Genomic DNA, 23,294 nt, shown 5'->3' on the forward strand with positions numbered 1-23,294 from the left:
GTATCTATGGAAATCTCAATAGACATAGATTTTTATAAACTTAAAAACTAACTATTCTAGTTCACTACTAATTCACTGAATCGATTACCGTTATACACGATCTTCAATTTATTCGTATTTGTAATTAACGCTCGCAAGTCAGATTCCGCCCATTCGTATATAATGGAATCTTTCACTTCTTCCAGTTTAAGCTTGGTGATTTCCGGTTTTGTGATTAATGTGGCAATGACATCCTCGTCCATATATTTACCGATTACTGTCTCACCTACAGAAGCAGCAGCTAATGACTCCCAGAACTTAAGAGACTCGGTATCTTCTTTGGATATATCCAAACGATTTAGCACTTTCTCTTCCTTGGCCTGCCCCGTTGTCGCTAACGCAGCCGTTAATTTATCAGCAACACGAGTATATTCCGCACTTTTTGATGCATACTCAACTTGTAACTCCGCGTTGCTCATTTTCGTTTTCTTAACCTGGGTTTCTACCAAATCCGGCCAACGGGCGCCACTTAAATATTGCATGTATTGATATAAATCAAACTGAGGCAGCCCATAGTATGTCTCTCCTGAATCATCCATCTTAGCTCGCTTAACATTTTCATCATCCATGTCGGATTCTAGCTCATCAAAGCTTTTATAAGGGGCGATCCCCCGCTCATCTGCAATAAATTGCTCCTGCTTGGTTTTTAGCAATGCAGTCATCGCAGAATTTTTGGCGTATTCAGAGGGGGTTTCATGATTTTTGCCGTATTTACGTGTCCAGAAGCCCTCATCTACTTGAGCCCCATAAGATCTGAAGAAATAGTCTGCTGTTACAGCTCTTTGCTCTGTTACATAGAAATGAAATTCTTCCTCTGTTACGGCATATCCATCTACTGTAAATATCCAGTTTTCAGGCAGCTCCGCCTTTTTGTTAGTTAAGCCCAACATGAGTAAAGCAAGAACAATCAGAGCGGTAAACAAGATAATCACTGTTGGTTTTCGTCTTGTAATCCCCATGACAGCCCCCTTTCCAATATTCAACCTAGCTTTGCATGAAAGCCATGACAGTGAAATTCTTCCCCGTTGCAGGAGAAGTTCCCAAATTTAAATGGTTAGACATTATTGTAAGTTTAGCCACCCCCTAATGTAAGCGCTTATTTAGACTGAATTAGAACAAATTTGACTTATAAAAAACAGTCCTGGATCGCTTTTAAGCGTGTGCTAGGGGATCAATATCATATAAAGGAACTGTCGTTTGATGTAATCGCTTTTATTTGTGTATGTTAATTTTTAAATTTTATTAAAAACACCTAGACACGGCGAAAATAGTTGTGATACATTTGTGAATAAGTAATGCTGTTTGGCTAGTAATTTGTAGCCTGTAGGTGAAAAGTGACTTTGAGGATGCGGTGATTTCCTATTGAAGCGCATATCTTCAAATCTCTTTAGCATATAAGTGAAGTGTCACTTCCGCCCTAAAGTTAAAGCGCTTAAACTTTATAGGCTTAAATAACATCTATTGTTAAGCGTGTTACTTTGGAGATCAGACTATAGGGAAGGAGGATTCATTGACGTTAATTAAAAACCGTCACTTAAGGAGAAATTTTTGTGCACTCATTGAAATCGACCTCGGGCACAATGAAAGTGTTAATAGTAACGTTGAGGATGCGATGATTCCCTAAGGAAGCACGTATCTCCAAATCTTTTTCAGCATATAAGTAAATGTCACTTCCGCCCTAAAGTTAAAGCGCTTAAACATTATAAGCGTGTGTAGCACTTATTGTTAAGCGTTTTACTTTGGAGATCATTCTATAGGGAAGGAGAATTCATTGACGTTAATTAAACTAACCATCACTTAAGGAGGAATTTTTATGTACTCATTGAAATCGACCTCAGGCACAATGAAAGTGATGTTACTTGTTATGCTTTCGGCGGTTATACTTCTATCGACATTAGCCGCACCTGCACCGCTTCAACCAAAAGCTCATGGAGCGGGTGAATTGAAACCGTTTCCTCAACAAGTCAGCTATCCGGGTATCATTAAACCAAACCACGTCAGTCAATCCTCGTTGAACAGTTCAGTAGCTTCCTACTATGACTACTGGAAGGCTACTTATCTTAAAAACAACCTGTCCTCGCTGCCTGGAGGATACTATGTAAAAGGTGACATTACTGGCGAAGCGGACGGCTTCGATCCGCTAGGCACATCGGAAGGCCAAGGATACGGTATGGTCATTACCGTGCTTATGGCCGGTTACGATACGAATTCTAGAACAATCTATGACGGTTTGTTCAAAACGGCTAGAGCGTTCAAGAGCTCTAACAACCCGAACCTGATGGGATGGGTAGTAGCAGATAGTACTGGGGCTCAAGGGCACTTCGGTTCGGCAACAGACGGGGACCTCGATATCGCTTACTCCCTTATTCTAGCTGATCGCCAATGGGGCTCGACCGGAACGATCAATTATTTGGCTGAAGCCAAAAAGATGATTGGCGCTATTAAGCTTAGCAATGTGACAACTAACAACAGGCTGAACCTTGGTGACTGGGATACGAAGAGCGCCTTGAATACCCGTCCCTCCGACTGGATGCTCAGCCATCTACGGGCTTTCAATGAAGTAACTGGAGATTCAACTTGGCTAAATGTCATCAACAATCTGTATAACGTATACAGCCAATTTACAGCAGCTTATTCGTCTAGCACAGGTCTGATATCGGACTTCGTGGTAGGCAACCCGCCTAAGCCGGCTCCCCCAAACTATTTGGAAGAGTTCCCTGAAACAAATGAATACAACTACAATGCAAGCCGTGTACCACTTCGGATCGTAATGGATTACGCCTTGTACGGAGATACCCGCGGTAAGGATATCGCTAATAAAATGGTGGTATGGATCAAAGGAAAAACAGGCAACAATCCGAACAATGTGAAGGATGGTTACCAACTGAACGGTTCGAATCGCGGTACTTATGCAACAGCGGTATTCGTAGCGCCTTTCATCTCCGCAGCGACGACTACCAGCACGCATCAAGCTTGGGTCAATGCCGGTTGGGACTGGATGAAGAACAAAAAGGAAAGTTACTTTAGCGACTCCTTTAACATGCTGAACCTACTGTTCATCTCGGGGAACTGGTGGAAGCCTACCTACAGTGCAGCGGATGCACAAGCTCCCTCGGATCCAACGAATCTGACCGCAACAGCAGCTTCAAGCAGCCAAATTAATCTGAGTTGGACTGCTTCCACAGATAATGTCGGTGTAACAGGCTATCGGGTTTTCCGTGGCGGCGTGGAAGTAGGCGCACCTACAGACACATCCTTCAGCGATACCGGACTTACCGCATCGACAGCTTACAGCTATACGGTGAAAGCTGTCGATGCCGCAGGCAACCTGTCTGCTAACAGCAATACCGCAACAGCAACTACAAGTGCAACTTCTCCTGACAACACCAACCTTGCGCTAGGTAAGACAGCGGTAGCCAGCTCTATCGAAGGTGCAGGATTTGAAGCTTCCAAGGCAACAGACGGCAACTCCACTACCCGTTGGGCGAGCATGGAAGGAAGCAACAATGAATGGATTTACGTCGATCTGGGTGCAACCCAAAGTGTGAACCGCGTCAAGTTGAATTGGGAAGATGCTTACGCTAAAGGCTACAAAGTTCAGGTGTCTAACGACGCAACAACATGGACGGATACTTACGTAACAACGACCGGTAATGGTTCTATTGACGATATTACATTTACCGCAAATAGCGGACGTTACGTCAGAGTGCTGTGTACTGCTAGAGGGACCGTATACGGATATTCAATATTCGATTTCGAGGTTTACGGCTCTTAATTGAACAAAGCCTGGCGGATATGAATCCGTCAGGCTTTGTTACTTTTGCTTAGGGTAGCGACGGTTCTATAAACCGTATTATCACTGGATGTGCAGCTATATGGACTTCATTTCGATTATAGGAGAATAAGAACCATTTCCATTGCGACATTTGCTCGTATCTCTTTATTAAAGATTAAATATCCCGAAATCTGGATGCCTCCCTCCACTCTCATATCCTGATCTTGATCATTTATTCGATTTATCGTTCGCAACAAGGTTGATTTCCAGCAACCGGAGGGGCCGATCAAAGCCGTAATTGATTTTTCAAGGATGCACATAGTTATATTTTTTAATCTGGCACATCTCACGTTCAAAATAATACGGTTGGCTGAAATCGCCCTGCTGATCTAGCATGAGCAGTATCGTGTAAATATCACCCAGTTGTGAGCTTTGAAAGATTAGATTAAATACGATCGGATGCTCCGGCATATGTTCCAAAAATGTACTGTCTTCTTACATCATCGTTTTACAAGTGATTTGCATAATTCAATACTAAATTCCTAGAAATAAAAAGCCGAATGGATCGTTCTCATCCACTCAGCTCATAGGTTTATTTTACAATAATCTGTATAGTATCACTTTCCGTAGTTCCACTTCCATTCATAAACTCACAGTGATATTGATAAATGCCAGGAGTTTTCCCTGAGATTTGTGTAATGGCCGATTGAGCACTTGGTGTTTGTGAAGATAAAGATTGCGTTTCAATGAGTTCGCCATTTTCATATAATCGATATTGTGCTGCGTTCGTGCCCCACCACATATTAGCAGTAATGTTATAGTCCCCATCTTGATCCCAGTTGTCACTAGACAACACAGGTTTGCCGGGATTCGCCTCAGTCACGGTGACGGTGTGTGGATCACATGAAGTCGTTCCATACAAATTCGATAACTCACATGTATACACATAGGTTCCATTCGGCTTTCCTTGAATAGGAATAATGGAAGTCTGGGCAGCAGGCGAAACATCGGCCAGTGACTTCGTTTGGATCAATTGGCCATTCTCGTACAACTTATACAGTGAGCCATTGTTTCCCCACCACATATTCATCGTAACTTCGTAATTGCCATCATTTATGCCTGTGGCAACACCGCTATTATTCGAAAGTGCCGGTTTACCTGGCACCCCATTTGCAAGCAATTCCGGGCTAACGGAATGCCGTTCGAACTTGACTGCATCAGCCCTCGTATAAATCATATCGGCAGGTAGAGTTGGCGGATCTACCGTTGTCGGAGTAACCCTGGTTAGACGAACATACTCGCTGCCGTCTCCAGTAAAGTCGAACGTTCCTAGATTAACCCAACCTGAGGAGCCGACGGTTGCATCAATATACGTGACCTCGGTAACCGACTGATGCTTCACTTCTACTTTGACATAATTATCGTTTGCCGTCGTATGGACGAGCTTGTAGATGGAGACCGTATATTTCCCCTCTGGGAACTGGCCTTTCCACGTCGCTGATGATCCTTGCACGGTAGAGTAACGGGACTTAACCCCAATTTTGTATCCGGCTAAATTGCTTTGGCTCCAAGATCCTTCTGTCGTGTATAACCCAGTCGTATTCGTGCTGTCGACAATAACCGTTAAGTCCCTGATCGCAATTGTCAAAGACGGCGTTGTTAAGGTCACCCCGTCAATCGTTACAGTGGCCCATACCTCAATATGATCCGTTTCTCCGTCGAGACTTAGAAGGGTCAACATACCGCTACTGTCCACTTCAGCCAGATCGGTTCGATCAACGAAATATTGCACATTTGCCTGTGATAGATCACCAATCAGACCGTTATCCAAATAGCCGGTCACGCTTAGTTGTGCGGTTTGAGTCATTTGCAGTTCACTCCGATCCGACAGGATCACCACAGACTCCAATTGCGGCATACTGTTTGGATCGACCCACATCATCGCATCGGCAACTACCCGTGACTTGTTGGCCTTATTGGTTAACTCGACATATCCGCTATCGCCTGCTGCAAAAGGATAATCTCCCAGGTGCACCCAAGTCCCATTGGCCGTTGTCTCATCAACGGTAACCGTCTCGGAGCCTCCACTATAATAAACGGTAAATGAGGCATTCGTTGCCCAATTTTCACTTGTAGCGGTTATTTGCGGAAGCTTGTAATACACACTGTAAGTAACACTTTCCGGCAGCTCAGGCTGCCATTTAATTCTGCTTGTCGCTGTGCCGGCAGCCGATTTGGCGTACACATAGTTATCATAGTAATAGTCGTTAGCGGTTGTATCCCGTATCCAGACGCCTTCTGTCTCCGCCTCCGTATTATCCACAATGATCGATGAACCCTTCTGCCAATCCGGTTGAACCGGAGTTTCTTGTACCTGATCAGGCAAATAGAGTGTCCGCTTGCGAGTCTGTTTCCCGTCCGATTCCACATAATAAGTGAAGGTTTGGGATAAATCGTTTACCCGTATCGACCATTCCATCGGATAAATCGTATCTGGAATCGTCGTATACGTCGCCCCGCCATCCAAGGAATAATGGATCGTCGCTGGTTTTGTCGTTTTTGCCTGCACATAAGCATCATAGGCCGTTTCGTCGGGCTTGACGATCAGCATACCTTTAACCGCATCTATAGGGCTGTGGATATCGAAGAAATAGCTTGCCTCCGATGTATCAGCAGTTCTGACCTGGTGCAGCGGCACATCAATGTTGAGTCCTTCTACAATGATAGCGGTTATTCCCTTGCTTGAAACCGTGGCTTGAATGATTCCGCCACTCATAACCGTTTGCTCTGGTGTGCCATTGTCGCGGATGATGGTTACGGTATAATCTTGTGCCGGGTTGAACCCAATGATTTGCGCATTCAATTCGATAGGAGTCTGGACTTCAGCTGACGATTCGTTGCTTAACCCGATGTAGAATTTATTCCCGCTCTCTCCCGTTATCCAGTTCAATTGAGGATGGTTGGTCTTAATAATCCCCTTGGGCATCCAGAGCCAAACGTCGGAATTACCGTAAAAATGACCTGGTTTATTTCCATAGAGGTGATATTTGAACCATAAAAAATTAGTTTCAAATACAGTAGGGAATGTAATACTACCATTCGATTTCAACGATTGTTCGCTGATCAAATAATCCATCGTTTGCCCGAGTTGTCCCGGTATATGGTGATAATAGATAGATGTAGCCCCGCTTGGGCCTTCCAGAGGAAACTCTGGTTCAAGTTGGCTAACGGCGAAGCCCTTATAGTAATAACCTGGATAACTGGAATACCGACCAATAACCGCATTATGAGCAATATCCTGCAGCAGTGTATCACCTGTATAGAGCGACAATCTCAGCATGAATGGAGCTTCCTGAGCATTCATCCGATAATAGCCAGTTGTACTTCCCGCTTCAAACGTCAATCCATTGGGAGAAACAAGCTCACTATCCGCTTGTACGCCTCCGGCTACATCTTCTGGGAGCTTGATCCGAGGATATTGATATTTACCACTTTCCGGCCAATGGAACGACTCCGCGTAATTATACGTCTCAGGCTGCGGAATCGTAACGGCACCTTCAGGAACCGGACGAGCAACGAACATCGTTGCATACCGTTTGGCTTCCTTATAAGCAGCATTCAAGTATTTGGGATCCTGAGTTTCCTCGTAAAGCTCCAAGATCTCCATCCACAGCTTGCTATAATAATAAATGAACTCATTTTTACTCACATTAACAGATGCAGGCGTATCAATATGCTGCATGATATAGCTGTCGGCTGCATCCTTGGCAGCCTGTAAATAATGCGCATCTCCCGTCATACGATACATCATCAGGGGCTGAATGACAGGACCGCGGTCTTTCTGGTCAGGATCACGCACGAGGTACTCTTCCTGTGCTAGCGCCCCAATTCCTGCCGAAGTACCCATCATCTGATTGACAGCGGCTACGCTTGAAAAATCAAACGGCAAGGTTGCCATTTTCCATAACGACGGCACACCGTATACTGGCTTCTGCGTCGGCGACCAACCTATGCCATTTCGCGATAAGCCATACTGGACGGACGGCAATGCTCTCGTATCGTAAAGCTGGTCATCCCCAGTCAAATAGTAAGCCCCCAAAAGAACCGCATTCGAGCTTGTTCGAACGCTATCCTCGTTTTCGATGTCAATGAAGCCCTTGGCACGGCTCCACCACCCGCTGGGTGACGGGACATAATCAACAGAGTCATCTCCTTGCGGCTCTATCTTAAGTAAATCGATCATATTGAACATCGCGTCAGTAAGCGACTGATCTGATACATTCTCACGGTATGCAGAATAACCGTACTCTTTGCGAAGAATATCCGCGTAGGACTCATACAAATTGCTTTTTTGAGCGATTAGTCCCATATGAAATTGATAAGTGCTTTCTGCGTTCATTTGCGAATAGGTCCCTAATTGAGGAGCATACAAGATTGGCTGCACGCTGCCTTCGTTGTTGACAAGGCTCATGCCGAGCCTTTGCTTCGTAACACCTCCCGTCGGTTCAAATTCAACCGGAAGCTCATCCGACGGAACAAATACCCCATACGTCAATGGATTCCCCGAACCGTCATTCTTCTCAACCAGACTCATCGGAGCGCTCAGTTCCCTTAAGCTTGTTGATTCCACTGAACCTACCATTTTGGCGTGTGATCTGAAACCATTTAACACTTCATTGACACCTGAGATTTGCTCTGTTGTGAAGGACTGATAACCGATTACATAATTGCCATCCCTGCGAGGTGTAAAGGCGAAGGAAACATCAGGTTTGTCCCCTGACATAGACCAGTTCACTTGTAAATCGTAATCGCTTTCATGTGATGAATCGGTTAATATCGCCGTGTGGCTGTCGGGGAAGTCGATCTCGTCGAATGTAATCCAGTGTTTGTTCATCGTATCGTAGTAATTGGTACGACTCCCCGCATTCCCATCCAATAAGACCCATTGTTCTTCAAGTCTTTCTGATACATTATTGACAGGTACCCAGTTCTCCGTATCCGCGTCCTTGTAGAACAAATCACGAACGATGGATTTGCCACCATCCCAAGCTGCTTCATAGAAGGTTGCTTTATAGCCGTCATTCTCGATGCTGCCTTTTTCCGTGTAACTGAGATTCGCCAATGTACGGCTGCGCAGCGGAGGCAACGGGGGAGCCTGCTGCCGGATATTCCCTTCAAATTTGACCGCATCGGCCCGCGTAATGATCTTTCCGGTCGTAGGTTGTGTTCGAGTCAGTCTGACAAATTCGCTATCATCACCACTGAAATAATATGACCCCAAATCAACCCATCCGGCCGATGGTCCCGACGAGGGTCTCAGATCCATAAACATGACATCCGTAATCCCATTGTGAACAATTTCGATTTTAACATTACTGTCTGCTTTGTCCGCCCAATCAAGCTTGTTGAATGAAATTTTCGCCGTCCCTGCTTCTAATCGCGGATTCCATGTGATGCTTCTTCCTACTGCATCGGTAAATTTGGAACTGGAATTATTATATCCCTTCACTCCCGTACTTGTAGTCCAATCAGGAGTGGAGAATCCGTTATTTGCGTTATTTACATCAGTGGTGACGACATCATCAATCGTGATGCTTCCATCATCAATGATGATCGTCTTATGAGGTTCTTTTTGCTGAATATTACCTTCGAACTTGACCGCATCTGCACGAGTAAGTATCGTGCTGGTTGTGCTGGTAGACCGAGTTAATCTAACGAATTCGTTACCCACTCCGGAAAAATAGTACTCTCCCAAATCAACCCATCCCACAGAAGCGCCAAATGAAGGTCTCAAATCCATAAAAAGAACATCCGTCGTTCCATTGTGGACGATTTCAATTTTCACATTGCTATCTGCTTTATCTTCCCAGTTAAGCTTGTATAACGAAATTCTCGCCGTTCCCGCTTCCAATCGTGGATTCCATGATATCGTTCTGCCTGCTGTACTCGTATATTTGGAACTGGAGTTATCATACCCCTTCACCCCTGTACTTGTGGTCCAATTCGGTGCCAAATATCCGTTGTTCTCGTTACCCACATCAGGTGTCACAACATCATTGATCGTGATGCTCCCGTCATCGATGATAATCGTCTTATACGGTAAGGTCTCTGCATAAGCGGTCCTTATTCCGTCTAGGCTGAAAGGAACTAATATCGTCACGATGAAAACGATTAAGAAAAACAGCTTCCTTTTTATCATACAACTCACAGCCTCCCTTAAGTTGATAACGCTTTCAAAATAATAAAACCCTCCTTTGTTCGAAGATCATAAAGAAGCGATCAGCCGTATCCTTCTGGCTAATCCCGCTCCGTCGTTTTTATCATAGCATGTCACAGAACTGTGAAATTTCTTTGATTTCAAGAATTTCTTATAAGATTTTAAGCAAGAAGAAACGACTTTGTCTTCCTTTAAAAAAGAGACCTACATCATAACTGGCCGCTCAACTGCAGTCAGTATGAAATAGGTCTTTCAATTGGATAAAACCTTTAGATTAATTATAATGGCGGCTGCACCAATAACAATTTCCCAAGCTGGATCACCGTTTGATCATACCAATCTGGATGCTGCCGAACATGCTCAATACTTCGTTCATTTCCGCATGCCTCAAACACAGCCGCTTTGTCTGTGTTTTCGGTATCGACTTCGAAGCGAACTGTATGTTTCCCATTCGGGAGCTCTGGCAAGAATACATACTGATTACGATTATGATCGTTGTGTAGTGTGAATCGATCGACAATAAAGGGTTCTCCACCATCCACCGACACCTTCAATCTGCCAGAATCAGGCCCCCCGATATCGAATAATCCGATATGGGTTCCCTCGAACTGCACCGTGATAGCCTCTCCAGGATCGACTGCTCGCCATAGGCCGGGGAACAACCAATTGTACTCGCGCACTAAAGCACAATCATCCGGAGTCATGTAAGACCATCCTGCGGAAAAATCGGTAAGACTATCCAGTGACAGCATGGTCGCATACTCCCAAGGATTAGCCGGAACCAACGGATTCTGAGGTAAGTGATGTACTGACCTTCCCGGATGATCTTGAAGTTCTCTAATTTTCTCAAATGACCGGGTGATCGTATCCGTGTAAATCTGGTGTCCTTCAGGAATAGTCGGATGGATCGAATCATGCGTAAAAACAACGGCTCCGGAAATGGACACGTCTTCCCTTGAGGTAAAAACGAGTTTTCCCTCCGACACCAAGTGACTGACCTCTACGCCTAGATGAATCGAAGGAATGCCGTAATAGTCGGCCACTTCCTCTTGCATTATAGCCCCCTTCTGGTATTCCCCAGACTGAAATAAGGCCACATCCCGCTCCTTCAGCGTATAAACGAACAGGATATCGGTAAACCGGTTCCGCTTGCGGATCTGACGGACAATCCCTTCGATACGCGCCTTGGATTCGGGATCGCCGCCATCGTTACCAACAAATTCAACAAATACTAGATCAGGCCGATGACGCAGTACATCTGTCTCCAAACGGGCACAGCCCAAATCCGATCCTGTCCCATCAATGCCTGCATTCACAGAGCGGATATCCGCCTTAGGATATTGCTTACGAAGCCAATCCGCCGTCATGACCCTGTAGCCTTCAGAACGTGTATTACTGCCGCCGAAATAGACGATTGTTACGGTATCCCCATTTTCCAATTTTTGAATTATATTGGGGAGCCCTTTACGAGGGAATAATTCCTTCATCGTGACTTCACCTGACCTCATTTATCGATTTTAGGAGCAAACAATTTTACAGCAAACACTTCGAAATAAGGCGAACCATAAGTTGCGCAGAAATTAATCCGGATTCGGGATACACGTTTCTCATCCACCTTATGTTTATTCAAGGTGAGATAATTCCCACGAGTTATGATTGTCCTATCGGTTCCGTCTTCTAAGGTCAAGGTCATATCATAATCTTGAATAAGGGACTCGATCGGATCGTTGAAATGCTCCAAATCCAGCTGTGAATTAAAAACAAGATGGATTTCGTCCAGATTTTTGGAGCTTGTAAAACAGAATTCCAACCATTCCTGTCCTTTCGAATGTTCAGAAATCCAGCCGTTCGGTTGGCCATAAGGTCTGGAGTAGCCATTGACAACATTCTCAGGACTATACATATTCTGAGCTGGCATCAGGTCCTTAAAGCAAATGCTCTTATTGAATTTCTTCAGCCTGGACGGCTCTTCCGGCCTATAATGGAAGCTGACCGCACCTGTCAATTTCTCTTCATTACCGTATATGGCAAGGCTCGCCGTGCCCTCCAATATGATGTAGATTTTGTCGTCATCCGGTTTCTTGCAGTCCAAGTCTAGCGTAATCCAGTCGTCATGACCGGCTGTAATAACCAAGTGGTAGTCTCTCAACTCGCTGGTTGGAATGTAATTTTCCTTCCGTTCCCCGCCAAACAGCTTCACATGTAGAGTTTCCGAATACTTGGACCTATTTTTAATTTTGATCCGTACGCTTTCAGCCACGGATGTCTGAATCGGCAAGACCAAACATAACCCTTTCTCCAAGGAAATCTCTTCGGTTGGATGAAGATTGTCATAACTGCGCTGAGACGAGGCACGAATAGTTAATCCGTCAGCGAAGTAAGGATCCAATTCTTCTTGAAGGCCTACAATGGTTTGCCCGTCTCGAAGCAGTAGCGCCTGCAGCTCCCCCATATGAGCTTCGACTATGGCCGCGGGGTCTACCTCATATTTCGAGCACAAAGAAGCAGCTGTTCCAACCGCCTGCCCCATACAACCGCAGGTTGCCATAACCCTTGTAGATCCGAAAGCCACATGGGTAGCACTTATATTGCGACCAGCGAACAAGAGATTAGGAATATTTCGTGAATATAAACTGCGGAAAGGGATATTGTACAATCCGGGCACGAAATTCCAAGCTGTAGCCGGCCCCTCATCGTAGATGCCCTTATTAGCATGTAAATCCATATACCATCCACCGACGGATACAGCATCTTCGAAATGCGGCTTTGCTGTGAGATCGTTCTGAGACAACATGTGATCCCCAATAAACCTCCTCGACTCCCGCTTTCCCGGGATCGGGCATACATAATCCAAGATGAGATTGTCTACATCATCAAATTCACCGCTATTTTTGAGATAATCCCAAATCCCGTACACCAATTTCCGCAGTTCCAACGCGATGTCTTCATTATTTTTGATAATATCCATATGTCCGCCGTATTCCAGCCACCACAATCCGCCAAGCCCGTTGATTTTTCTTGGAAAAGCCCGATGGTTCAAGCCTTTTCTGATACTATCGAAAAAGGCCAACTTCGTAATATCATACGCAAAGCCAGGTCTTTTGTATGGAACGGAATATCCTACGTCACGGGCTTGAAACAGGATCGTATCGCCCATGGTGTAATGGTCCGCCACTTCAGGAGCCAATTCTTCCTTGTATTCATGTTTCGCTTCTCTCCCCCATCGGAAGAGAGCACCTGCCTGATATCCGACAACTCCATCTCCGGAGCAATCGATATAGGTTCGGCTTTCAAAACGAAATTTCCTTTCGGAAGCCAATTGAAGGCCCTCCACCCATTTAATTCTGCCGTTCTCCATGCCCGTTTCATGCACGCATGTATTCAGAAATAGAGAAATGTTAGGCTCAGCATAGACCATATCCAACAAGACCGTATCCGAAAGCGAAAGCATCAGCTTCTTGTTGTATAACGGATTATAGTGGAAAATCTTCAACTTGAGTTCTTCCACCAACCCTCCTTCGCGTGCATAATAGGATGGACTGTTTCCGAGATATGCCGACCCGTTGATATGAACCCTGACCTCGCTGCTCGCATTTCCCCCAAGAACCGGTCGATCATTAATAAGTGACACTTGCAGCCCTTGGCGTGCGGCAGCAATGGCAGCGCATATCCCAGCAATACCTCCGCCGACGACGGTTACATCTGCTTTAATAAGCTCCATTTTGATAACCTCCATGATTAGATCCTTCTATCATGGTAATCCTTTTGCTCCCTTTTTTTTTACATGATTTCGCGAAAAAATCACACATTTTTTGCAACCTTAATTGGATTCATACCGTGTCATTTTTATCCGATATTGCTTAGGAGTATCACCCGTATATTCTTTAAATAATTTGCAAAAATAACCTTCATTCACAATTCCTACTTCCTCGCACAATTCCAATATAGAATAATCCTGAACATTTAACAGCTCGAGAGCTAATTGGATTTTTTTACGATTGATGTAGCTGATAACGCCCTCGTTCATTGTTTTTTTGAATAAGCTGCTAAAATACGATGGAGCTAAATTCACTTCCTCGGCAATCGCCTCGAGCGTTAATCGCTGTTTCAGGTTTTTCTCTATAAACCGCATAGCACTCATGATTTCTATACGATGCAAAAGTTGGCCAGCGTGTACATATTCGAAGGTAAAGTCGCCAATATAGGCAAGCTGCTCCCGAAAAGCTAAAAATTCTATGGGAAACTCTGCTACTTCCGTGGCTAACTTGTTCCCCGATTTAAACTTCACAATAATGTCCCTGTATAAGTCTCTTAACATAGGCGCCATGATAGACTTATGGATTTTATGGTCCTTAACAAATTGGTTCAGATCAGCAAATGCTTTCTCAAGCTCTTCCTTGGAAACCTTTCTTTTCACCCCAGCAAGAAAATCAGCCAGTTTCTGCTGAAATTCTTCTTTTCTGTCATTATGGTAATGGAACCGATGCATGGGTGTTTTTACTACTTTCTCTGTATGATAATAGAAATCATCACTCACATTTTGTGCTTCCGTGTAAGCTTGTTTGATGGATTCCCAGCCTCGGTGCTGACCTCCAAAAGCGACAGATACCCTTTGATTCAAATATTGATGCAAATGGGAGACGATCTGCCCCCCCAGTGTCTGGCAATCATATTCCGTTTCCAGATCACTACGATTATTTTCCCAGGAAAGAAAGCCAATAAAACGATTATCGGATAGATCCGCAGCTACACCACTGCCGCCATTCATCACCGTTTCTTCGATTATATTTGTAATCGCATACCGCAAGATGTTTTGATCAGACGCTGAATAATCGTTTCGGAAACTTTCATACATATTCATTTCGACAATGAAGCAGCGATAGTTGGCTTGAAAAAAATGGAACTGCATGCGATTGGCAAAATCCGATGCCCGATGAGAAGGAATTTCGCCTCTGATAAGCTCGTTAAAAAATTGCTTGCGGACTCTATATTTATTTTCAAGCACGGATACGTTTAACGATTGAAATTCCGCTTCTTTTTTCTTTACCTCATTTAAAATCCCGGCTGCCTTATCTAAAGCTCGATCCAAATCCGCGTCCCTGAGCGGAACCTTAACAATGTACTCCAATACGTTGGCTTGAATAGCTCTCTGGGCGTATTCAAAGGATGAATAAGCGGTCAAAAGAATGAATTGGGTATGGGGAAGCTTTGGCTTTAGCTGCTCAATCATGGAAATCCCATCCATTCGCGGCATAACGATATCAGATATCACGATATCCGGCTTAAGCTTTACGATCTCCTCTAACCCCTTCAGCCCATTATTCGCTTTTCCCACTAAATGAAATCGCCTATCCCTAAGGGAGAGCTCGTGAAAAAACAATTCCAATCTCTGAATGATTAGATCTTCATCGTCAACAATGAAGCAGGTGTAGTCTCTCATCATCATGCATCTCCTTTAAACAAGCCTGCTGGGAATAAGGCGCGAACCCGGGTTATTTCCTTAGGTATGCTTATGATTTGGAGCCCGAATTGTTCTCCGTAGTGAAGTCTGATTCGGTCATGAATATTGTTTAACCCGATTCTTTTTCTTTTCAATTCCACATCCCCCGGTTCTGAAATTAAAAAATGCTTTATTTTATCAGTTGGAATTCCCTCGCCCTGATCAACTACTTCTATGATGACATTGCCGCCCTCCCTGTACGCATGAATAGTAATAGGGCCTTCGATCCCCCCACCGTTATAACCATGGAAGATACTATTCTCCACAAGGGGCTGCAGCAGCATTCTAAAAACCGGAAAATCTATTAGCCCTGCTTCGATATTTTCGATTAAGTGGAAGTTTCTGTTATAGCGGATGTTCTGGATCGCGATATAGTCCGATACATTTTGCAATTCCTGACGCAGTGATACCTTCTCCGAAGCGTCGGCTATCCCATATTCCAATATTGAAATAAGAGACTCAATCACCACATCTACTTTCTCTATTTGTTTGAGTCGTATGACATTGCTGATAGAACCAAGCGTGTTATACAGAAAATGAGGGTTTATTTGAGACTGCAGTACTTGAATTTCCAGCTTGCGTTCAAGTTCATTATGAAGCTCTGCTCCCCGAATCAGTTCCACAATTTGCTGCAGCATACGATCGAATGCTCGGGAGAGATCTCCAAACTCATCGTTTCGGTTAATCGATATTGTAGTTGTGAGGGAGCCTTGCTCCACCCGCTTCATTTTTGTTTTGAGTGCATAGAGCGGGTTCCTTATATATTTGGCAATAAAGAAGGAAACGAACAGACTTAAGAGAAAACCTGCAGCTAGAAGCTCTATATAATAGGTTTCCAATCTGGATAAAGCAGCTTTCAAGCGTGATTCATCGTTGATTGAGATGATGGTCCAGTTAAATTTTTCAGTCGGTTTTTTCAGAAGGGAGACCTGAATCCCCTCCTTGGTGTGCAGTTGAAGGTTTGTTTCTGTAGTATCCAGAATTTGTTCCGCTGACGTTTCACCGATTGAAAAAGTATGATCTTGAACATTCAGGGGGCCTTTATTTTCCGAAAACCCGGCAATGATTTTTCCCGATGCCGTGATTAGAGCCAAATTCATTTGTTCTTTTTTATTAATCTTGAACAAGGTTTCTTCAATGGCATTTAGATCTAAATCTACCGCAATGGCCATAGGAAACGGAGCGCTGTTCAGATATCGGACCATCGTAACTGTCCAGCCGGAATATTTAGATTTGTAAGGATCACTGACAAATGTAATCCTTCTATTCTTGTCAGCTGCATCAAACAATGGTTCTCTTTCAGATAAAGGTTCATCAAATATTCGGGTAGGTGTACTTCCGCCTAGAATGGATAAATCGCTTTTGATCAAATAAATATTACTGACGTAATTACTGTTGAGTTCATACAGCTCTCTTAATTGCTTTTTAATCACGTCCGGATTGTCAATGTTGGCTTTCACCGATGACTCGACCGAGAACAGCATCGTCTGGAAGGAGGAAAAATTAACTGTGAAATACTGATCAATCTTATCAAGTATTTGGTTGGTGTAATAAATGTCAGAGGTTCTTATTTCCTTTTGGACATAGCGATAAGACAATTGACTTATCAAGATTATGCAGCTTAATACAAATGCAAACACGATAAAAAATAGTTTTAAAGGCAAGCTGATTCTTCTTCGCATCGATCATCTTCCTTTTAAATCTGTAATAAACAAATAATAGCATATGATAAGAAGAAACGCCTTCGGCGTCCTTTTTAAGGACGATAAGCGTTTCTTCGAAAAATAGAAGGATAAAGTATAAAGTAAAACTTATACTTTCTTATATTTCAATAAAGAGAGGGGCTAATTATAGCCGCTCTCTTCGTTTAAAAGATAAGAATTTATATGCTTCGCGCATAAATGTTCCTTATCTTTCTCGCTGAAACGGTACCGCCCTTTAAAAGGACGGCGAAGCCGTTTCTACTTGATTTACTTGATTAAGCCTGCTTCTTTAAATTGCTTGATTACTGAGTCTTTATACTTCTGCATGTCAAACTTAGTTTCCAATGTATTGAGGAAATTGTCCCAGTTCGAAAGAGGCTCTTTGCCAGTCATAAATTTGACCAAGCTTTCATTAATGTAACGTTGGCGGTCAGCTGCCAATGAATCGTTCGGGTCTTCAGTCAATAAATTCCCGGGCAACGTAGCCGCCACGTATTTCTGATTGTTCTCAAAAGCTTCTGCCGTCTTAGGATTCTGGAAGCTGAAGTACTCAGCATCATCACCACGACGCGGCATTCTATAATGATCGACCCATAAGTACTTTTCTTTCATTTCCTTAGATAATTCGGAGGTTTTATTTTTGATCTTGCCGTCTACCAAATCCCAATGAATCCCTTTAATTCCGTATGCAAAATTCGGATAAGCTTCTTTGTCCGTAAAGAGATAATTCAGCATGGACAAGATCCGAATGATTTTGTCCTTATCCGCTTTCTTGGATATGGCCCATGAATTGCCTTGGAACGATTTTCTCTCTACAATTTGATCACCATAAGGACCTGTCATTGGAGGAATAACGATCCATTCCGGCACCTCTCCACTGATTTCTTTCATTTTTTGCTGATAATCTGGTTCCAGCCTGCGGGCATCCCTTATCATGAAGCCAACTTTACCCTTAAATAACTTTTGGTCCAATAAATCGGGAGTATTCATCGTCACCCAGTCTGGATCTACAACTTTAGCTTCCATCATTTTATTGATATAAGCGAGTGCTTCTTTCATTTTTGGGTCGGTAAACAGGAACACTGGTTCATTGTCTTTCACATCAATGGCTGAGGGAGGATTGACACCAAACATCCACATCAAACTATCGAAGCCGTAGGTTTGCAGATTACCTTCTTTATTCATTCCACCTATGAATCCGTACGTATCATTTTTGCCATTGCCGTCAGGGTCTTTCTCTGTAAAGGCTTTCATAACTTCAAATAGCTCGTCAGGTGTTGTTGGCACTTCCATATTCAGCTTTTTCAGCCAATCATTACGGATAAAGAAGCTTCGACTAATACCGTTTACGTTATCATAACCTGGAACCCCAATGGTTTTTCCCTGATAGGACATCGCCTCCCAGGAGTCGTTGCTAAAACGTTTCTGCAATTCAGGAAATTGATCCAGATACGGTGTCAAATCCGCAAGAACGCCTTGGTCATAATATTGTGCGAGATCAGCCCGGCTCTTTAAGAAGATCAAATCTGGAATATCTCCGCCAGCAATGAGCGTATTTAATTTAGTCGTTGCTTGCCCTGATTGAGGAATCAGCATTTCCAAGTCGATATTTACTGCTTTCTCCAACATTTGGCGTTGGATATCTTCTTCACGGGGAGGAATAGGAGCAGCAGCATTGAAAGTTCCTTGGTTAAACATCGAAATTTTCAATTTGGTTTCAAAGGGACTAGACTGGCCTTGTGAATTACCCGAAGCTGTCGATGTAACCTCTTTTTGTTCCCCACAGCCTGACAATACTGTTCCCACACCGACCATTGCTGTCAGAATAGCAAATGTAATCGCTTTACGTTGCATAATGACCTCTCCTTTGCTTCTATATTATCACGGTTTCCCCGTAACAACTCAGGTTGGAATATCTTTTTAACCTTTAACCGATCCCAAGAGCACACCTTTGGTAAAATGCTTTTGCATAAATGGGTAAACGATCAAAATCGGAACTGTAGTCACGACAACTGCTGCCATTTGTATAGCGAACGTACTAACAGCTCCGGTATTGGCAAGCGAATCAGCACTTTGTGTTGCGACGTTAAGCAGGATGTTGCGCAAGATCACTTGAAGCGGCATTAAGTTGGAATCATTGATATAAACAATAGCATCGAAGTAACTGTTCCAATGCCCGACTGCGTAAAATAAAGAAATTGTGGATAGGACGGGCAAGGACAGAGGTAAGATGATCCGCCATAGCGACTGAAGTTCACTTGCACCGTCTACCCTCGCTGATTCCTCGATTTCAGCAGGCAATTGCTCGAAAAAGCCTTTAATGATCACCAGATTAAATGCACTAATGAGATTTGGAATAATCAATACCCACGGGCTGTTTAGCAATCCCAGAGAGCGGACTAGTAAATAAGTCGGAATTAATCCTCCCCCAAACATCATCGTAAAGACAATGAATAGTAAAAATGGGCTGCGACCTGGCAAATATTTTTTGGATAACGGATATGCCGCGATTACCGTAAAGAACACATTGAGAGCAGTGCCCACAATCGTTCGAAACAATGTAATTTTATACGCCTGCCCAATACCATGAGAAATAAATACTTCTTTATAGGCTAGAAAGGTAAAGGTTTCTGGTATAATAACAATTCCTCTTCTTAGCACTTCCGATTCTGGCGTTACTGAAACAGCAACCACATATAGAAAGGGTAGTAAGCAAAGTAGAGCTAGCAAAATAAGAATAAAATAAACGAATGCTTGCCAGACCTTTTCTCCGATTGTCAAATTGATCATTTTGATAACCACCTCACCAAATTTGCCCATCGAATTTTTTGGCGAGCTTATTCGCTGCCAACACTAAAACAAATCCGATGACCGCTTTAAATAATCCCACAGCAGTAGCCAAGCCAATCTTAAGTCGCTCGAGCCCTTCACGGTATACCCATGTGTCGATAATGTCGATCTTCTCCTGATTAAAGCTGTTGGCAAACATGAATATTTGGTCAAAACCAGCATCCAGAATATGGCTTAGTTTAAGGATCAGCATCAGAATCATAACGCCTCGAATGCCGGGAAGTGTTACATGCCATAGCTGTCTCCACTTGGAAGCGCCATCAATTCTAGCCGCTTCATATAAGCTTGGATCGATTCCTGCTAATGCTGCAAGGTACAATATCGCTCCCCATCCAATATCCTTCCATATTTCAGATAAGATGATCAGCAGTCTGCCCCAGGCAGGTTCCGTTAGGAATGAGATGGGTTCAACTCCAGTTTCCTTCAAAATCATGTTAAAAAGACCATCCCCTGGGGCTAATAATGCCACCATCATTCCATAAACAATGACCCATGATAGAAAGTGGGGTAAATAAGTGATCGTTTGTACGATTTTCTTAAACCATTGGGTATAAACTTCATTGAGCAGCAAAGCAAGTATGATAGGAGCTGAGAAACCGAACAACAGCTTATACAGGGATATGATAATCGTATTTCTCATGATGTCCCAGAAATAAACGCCGTTCATAAAATCTGTGAAATTTCTAAATCCCACCCATGGGCTATCCCATAGTCCCAAAGCCAGATTATAGTTTTTAAAGGCAATAATGATTCCCGCCATAGGAATGTATTTGAATGCGGCAAAGTAAACTAATGCCGGGAACAAGAGAGCGTACATCACTTTATACTTTTTTATCGTCCTTATCCATGAGTTCCGCTTTTTGGGGAGGGGAATGGCGTCCGCTGCCAATTTTGCTTGCATATCATCACCTCGTCTTTATTTGTATTTGTATAATAGCATCCCCCTATTGGATAAATTTCTGTAATTTCAAGAATTTCTTATAAGATATTAAGTAAGTACAGCCCTGGATAATTCCAATGCAATAGGCATGATTGTCTTGATTTAAAGCTGTACAATAACTCTGGCTCGAAAGTTTCAGTATAGACCAAATACAATCCTGAGGTCCCAAACAAAAAAAGCCCTAGAAAAAAATGGGCTTAATTTAATGAGTCTGTTTTTATATAATGCATCCACGTATTTTATTTTCCATTACTAAAAACTACATTCATGAACAAAAGTCATCCTCCAGCGTAAGTTTAGAGTTCTCAATATATAAATCAATAATGCTTATGACTAGGCCAAAATTCCTTTAACAAACAATGAGACACTATGCTTGTAGAACTCTTCCTCGGTGACGAATTGGGATTGATATTGCCGGTGAATCAGCTCGCTCATCTGAAATCCGTAACACATCGAGAGAAAAGACATTGCGACAAGACGCTCATCCTGCCTGGCGATAACTTTTTTCTTCTGCAAGCGTTCAAAATATTCAACCAGCAAGGAGTGAAGCTTCGCCGGCGGATCGGCCAGCACTCTGTCTAATTCGGGAAGCATTCCTTTGTCGCGGATGCCAATCAAAATGATGTCCGCATTTTTATGGAAAAATAAACGGTACTGCTGACTTACATTCAGCAGATCGACTTCCGGATTATCGGTCGCTTCCTCTTTTAACAGCTTCTCAAATTGCGGAATATCCGAATGTCTTTGAATGATGGCTTCCAATATCCCTTGCTTGCTTCCGAATTGCCGGAAAATCGTAGATTCATTTACTTTAGCTTCCGTTGCAATGGCTTTGGTGCTTACACCCCGATAGCCATTCTTTTTGATGAGACGTGTCGCGGCTTCAATGATTCTGTCTGAAGTTTGCATTGTTGTTCTCCTTTTGCATATGTTAATCCTATTCTACTACAAGTTTTGCAGTCAGGTACCACTTGCGTGAGCATGCTCTTTTACTATCATATCGCATAGAATAAATGCAAGCAAGTTCTCGCTTGCTTTTATTCTTTTCATTCTCTATAATAATGACTTAGTCAGTATGCCTTATCCTAAAAACATATACGTAAAGGAGAATTTTTATGAAGTATGGACGTATTATCCAAAAACCTCGCGTTAAATTTTTTGAAGTCGCAGATGGCGTCTTTGCTGGTATTTCGCCGTATCGTGGGATCAGTTGGGCCAATGCCGGATTCATCAACAAGGGTGATGGGTTGGTGTATGACACGCTCTTCGATTTGTTCCATGCGCGGGAAATGCGGGAGGCTTTTATGGAAGTAAGCAACGGCGGCTCTCCCGCATATGTGGTGAACTCGCACTATAACAGCGACCACGCCTGGGGAAACAAAGTGTTTGAAGATGCTTGTATTATTATGCACAAGGAAGCCTCCAGAGAGCGTCTCACCGAAAATATCGCTTGGATGGACAGCGTCATCAGAAGAGGAAAGAATTCTCCGGAATCGACTCCGGGTGAGCGGTTTTTTGCAGCGGAATTTGAAGGATTCGACCTGGAAGGCGTAGAATGGGTGCTCCCGAGTATTGAGATAAAGGACGATATCAACATCCGTCTTGGCGATACAGAAGTTATGATTCACAACGTAGCTCCAGCCCATTCTGATAGTGACTTACTGTTGTGGATGCCAAAAGAAAAAGTGCTGTTCGCTGGCGATGTCGTGTTTAATGGTTGTACGGCATACAGCGAAGAGGGAACCCTCAATTGGGTTAAAGTGCTTGATCGCATTATTGATGAAATTAAACCCGAAATCGTTGTTCCAGGGCATGGCGCCATTTGCGGCTTGGATTTCGTGAAGGAACAGAGAGACTACCTCTTGAACCTGATCAGCGAGTTCAGCAAGCATTACAATGATGAAATCGATTCCTTATCCCTGACCAAGCAAATTGATATTTCCCGCTTTCTTCATTGGATTCAGCCAGAACGCTTGTATGTTACAGTGGATATCCTATTGAAAAGCAAACGAGGGTTACCACCCCTTCCAATTTGGAACGAGGTGCCTGCTAAGCTGGAAGACATGAAAGCTTTTTTGGCTGCAAAATATGACAATCAGATCAAGCCATGGGACCCTATGAGTGTTTGGCAAGAATAGCAATTTACAGCTAACCTATGAAAACAAAAGAACCGCCCTGTCGCAAATGATGCGAACAGCGGCCGTTCTTTTGAATTGTTCCACGGAATTAAAAACGGTGCTTAGAAACGATTGTGATAAAAAATGGAGAAG

At 43.4% G+C, this 23,294-nt stretch carries 14 protein-coding genes and 1 pseudogene; 3 read left to right on the forward strand and 12 right to left on the reverse strand.

Features of this window, described 5'->3' with window-relative positions; genetic code table 11:
* Nucleotides 1-56: 56 nt before the first annotated feature.
* Nucleotides 57-998, reverse strand: a complete 942-nt coding sequence (locus MHH49_RS25175; protein WP_076316449.1) for a hypothetical protein — start codon at nucleotides 996-998, stop codon at nucleotides 57-59.
* Nucleotides 999-1,972: 974 nt separating this feature from the next.
* On the opposite strand from MHH49_RS25175, the pseudogene MHH49_RS25180 reads away from it, so the two are divergent.
* Both MHH49_RS25180 and MHH49_RS25185 read left to right on the forward strand, forming a co-directional pair.
* Nucleotides 1,973-3,121, forward strand: a pseudogene (locus tag MHH49_RS25180) (glycosyl hydrolase family 8); the annotation flags it as partial.
* Entirely contained in the window at nucleotides 3,098-3,814 is a 717-nt protein-coding gene (locus MHH49_RS25185) for a galactose-binding domain-containing protein (RefSeq protein WP_249267696.1), read from the forward strand. The pseudogene MHH49_RS25180 and the gene MHH49_RS25185, both read left to right, overlap by 24 nt.
* A 116-nt stretch (nucleotides 3,815-3,930) precedes the next feature.
* Here MHH49_RS25185 and MHH49_RS31265 read toward each other — a convergent pair whose 3' ends face one another.
* The 11 genes from MHH49_RS31265 to MHH49_RS25235 all read right to left on the reverse strand — a co-directional run bounded on the left by MHH49_RS31265 (nucleotide 3,931) and on the right by MHH49_RS25235 (nucleotide 21,933).
* Entirely contained in the window at nucleotides 3,931-4,134 is a 204-nt protein-coding gene (locus MHH49_RS31265; protein ID WP_076141262.1) for an ATP-binding cassette domain-containing protein, read from the reverse strand.
* Nucleotides 4,121-4,294 carry a hypothetical protein gene (locus MHH49_RS25190; protein WP_162164256.1) on the reverse strand — a complete coding sequence of 58 codons (174 nt, stop codon included), beginning with the start codon at nucleotides 4,292-4,294 and terminating at the stop codon, nucleotides 4,121-4,123. Before MHH49_RS25190 ends, MHH49_RS31265 begins: the two co-directional genes overlap by 14 nt.
* 112 nt (nucleotides 4,295-4,406) lie before the next feature.
* Nucleotides 4,407-10,013 carry a golvesin C-terminal-like domain-containing protein gene (locus tag MHH49_RS25195; protein ID WP_341031548.1) on the reverse strand — a complete coding sequence of 1,869 codons (5,607 nt, stop codon included), beginning with the start codon at nucleotides 10,011-10,013 and terminating at the stop codon, nucleotides 4,407-4,409.
* A gap of 296 nt (nucleotides 10,014-10,309) precedes the next feature.
* A complete protein-coding gene (locus MHH49_RS25200; RefSeq protein WP_341138586.1) occupies nucleotides 10,310-11,518 on the reverse strand; it encodes a GDSL-type esterase/lipase family protein in 1,209 nt (402 codons plus the stop codon).
* A gap of 17 nt (nucleotides 11,519-11,535) precedes the next feature.
* Nucleotides 11,536-13,767, reverse strand: coding sequence for an FAD-dependent oxidoreductase (locus MHH49_RS25205; protein ID WP_341138587.1), 2,232 nt, complete (start codon nucleotides 13,765-13,767; stop codon nucleotides 11,536-11,538).
* Nucleotides 13,768-13,851: 84 nt separating this feature from the next.
* A complete protein-coding gene (locus tag MHH49_RS25210) occupies nucleotides 13,852-15,477 on the reverse strand; it encodes a response regulator (protein WP_341031550.1) in 1,626 nt (541 codons plus the stop codon).
* Entirely contained in the window at nucleotides 15,474-17,213 is a 1,740-nt protein-coding gene (locus MHH49_RS25215; protein ID WP_341138588.1) for a sensor histidine kinase, read from the reverse strand. Before MHH49_RS25215 ends, MHH49_RS25210 begins: the two co-directional genes overlap by 4 nt.
* Before the next feature lie 288 nt (nucleotides 17,214-17,501).
* The gene (locus MHH49_RS25220) at nucleotides 17,502-19,088 is read right to left on the reverse strand and encodes an extracellular solute-binding protein (RefSeq protein WP_076143648.1); all 1,587 of its coding nucleotides are present in this window, start codon (nucleotides 19,086-19,088) and stop codon (nucleotides 17,502-17,504) included.
* 66 nt (nucleotides 19,089-19,154) lie between these two features.
* Complete coding sequence (locus MHH49_RS25225) at nucleotides 19,155-20,024, reverse strand: carbohydrate ABC transporter permease (RefSeq protein WP_036677077.1); 870 nt, start codon at nucleotides 20,022-20,024, stop codon at nucleotides 19,155-19,157.
* A 13-nt stretch (nucleotides 20,025-20,037) separates the two neighbouring features.
* Entirely contained in the window at nucleotides 20,038-20,985 is a 948-nt protein-coding gene (locus tag MHH49_RS25230) for an ABC transporter permease (protein ID WP_341138589.1), read from the reverse strand.
* Nucleotides 20,986-21,357: 372 nt separating this feature from the next.
* Nucleotides 21,358-21,933: a TetR/AcrR family transcriptional regulator gene (locus MHH49_RS25235; RefSeq protein ID WP_341138590.1), complete on the reverse strand. Its 576-nt coding sequence runs from the start codon at nucleotides 21,931-21,933 to the stop codon at nucleotides 21,358-21,360.
* Nucleotides 21,934-22,139: 206 nt separating this feature from the next.
* Between MHH49_RS25235 and MHH49_RS25240 the strand changes: the two genes are divergently transcribed.
* Complete coding sequence (locus tag MHH49_RS25240; RefSeq protein WP_341138591.1) at nucleotides 22,140-23,162, forward strand: MBL fold metallo-hydrolase; 1,023 nt, start codon at nucleotides 22,140-22,142, stop codon at nucleotides 23,160-23,162.
* The last annotated feature ends 132 nt before the right edge of the window (nucleotides 23,163-23,294 follow it).

It is taken from the genome of Paenibacillus sp. FSL F4-0122, assembly GCF_038002845.1.
GTDB classification, from domain to species: domain Bacteria; phylum Bacillota; class Bacilli; order Paenibacillales; family Paenibacillaceae; genus Paenibacillus_AQ; species Paenibacillus_AQ odorifer.

Coding starts and splice junctions, on each gene's coding strand:
- MHH49_RS25175 (WP_076316449.1), bottom strand. CDS start 998: ATGGGGATTACAAGACGAAAACCAACAGTGATTATCTTGTTTACCGCT.
- MHH49_RS25210 (WP_341031550.1), bottom strand. CDS start 15,477: ATGATGATGAGAGACTACACCTGCTTCATTGTTGACGATGAAGATCTA.
- MHH49_RS25205 (WP_341138587.1), bottom strand. CDS start 13,767: ATGGAGGTTATCAAAATGGAGCTTATTAAAGCAGATGTAACCGTCGTC.
- MHH49_RS25220 (WP_076143648.1), bottom strand. CDS start 19,088: ATGCAACGTAAAGCGATTACATTTGCTATTCTGACAGCAATGGTCGGT.
- MHH49_RS25225 (WP_036677077.1), bottom strand. CDS start 20,024: ATGATCAATTTGACAATCGGAGAAAAGGTCTGGCAAGCATTCGTTTAT.
- MHH49_RS25235 (WP_341138590.1), bottom strand. CDS start 21,933: ATGCAAACTTCAGACAGAATCATTGAAGCCGCGACACGTCTCATCAAA.
- MHH49_RS25230 (WP_341138589.1), bottom strand. CDS start 20,985: ATGCAAGCAAAATTGGCAGCGGACGCCATTCCCCTCCCCAAAAAGCGG.
- MHH49_RS31265 (WP_076141262.1), bottom strand. CDS start 4,134: ATGTGCATCCTTGAAAAATCAATTACGGCTTTGATCGGCCCCTCCGGT.
- MHH49_RS25200 (WP_341138586.1), bottom strand. CDS start 11,518: ATGAAGGAATTATTCCCTCGTAAAGGGCTCCCCAATATAATTCAAAAA.
- MHH49_RS25195 (WP_341031548.1), bottom strand. CDS start 10,013: ATGATAAAAAGGAAGCTGTTTTTCTTAATCGTTTTCATCGTGACGATA.
- MHH49_RS25215 (WP_341138588.1), bottom strand. CDS start 17,213: ATGCGAAGAAGAATCAGCTTGCCTTTAAAACTATTTTTTATCGTGTTT.
- MHH49_RS25240 (WP_341138591.1), top strand. CDS start 22,140: ATGAAGTATGGACGTATTATCCAAAAACCTCGCGTTAAATTTTTTGAA.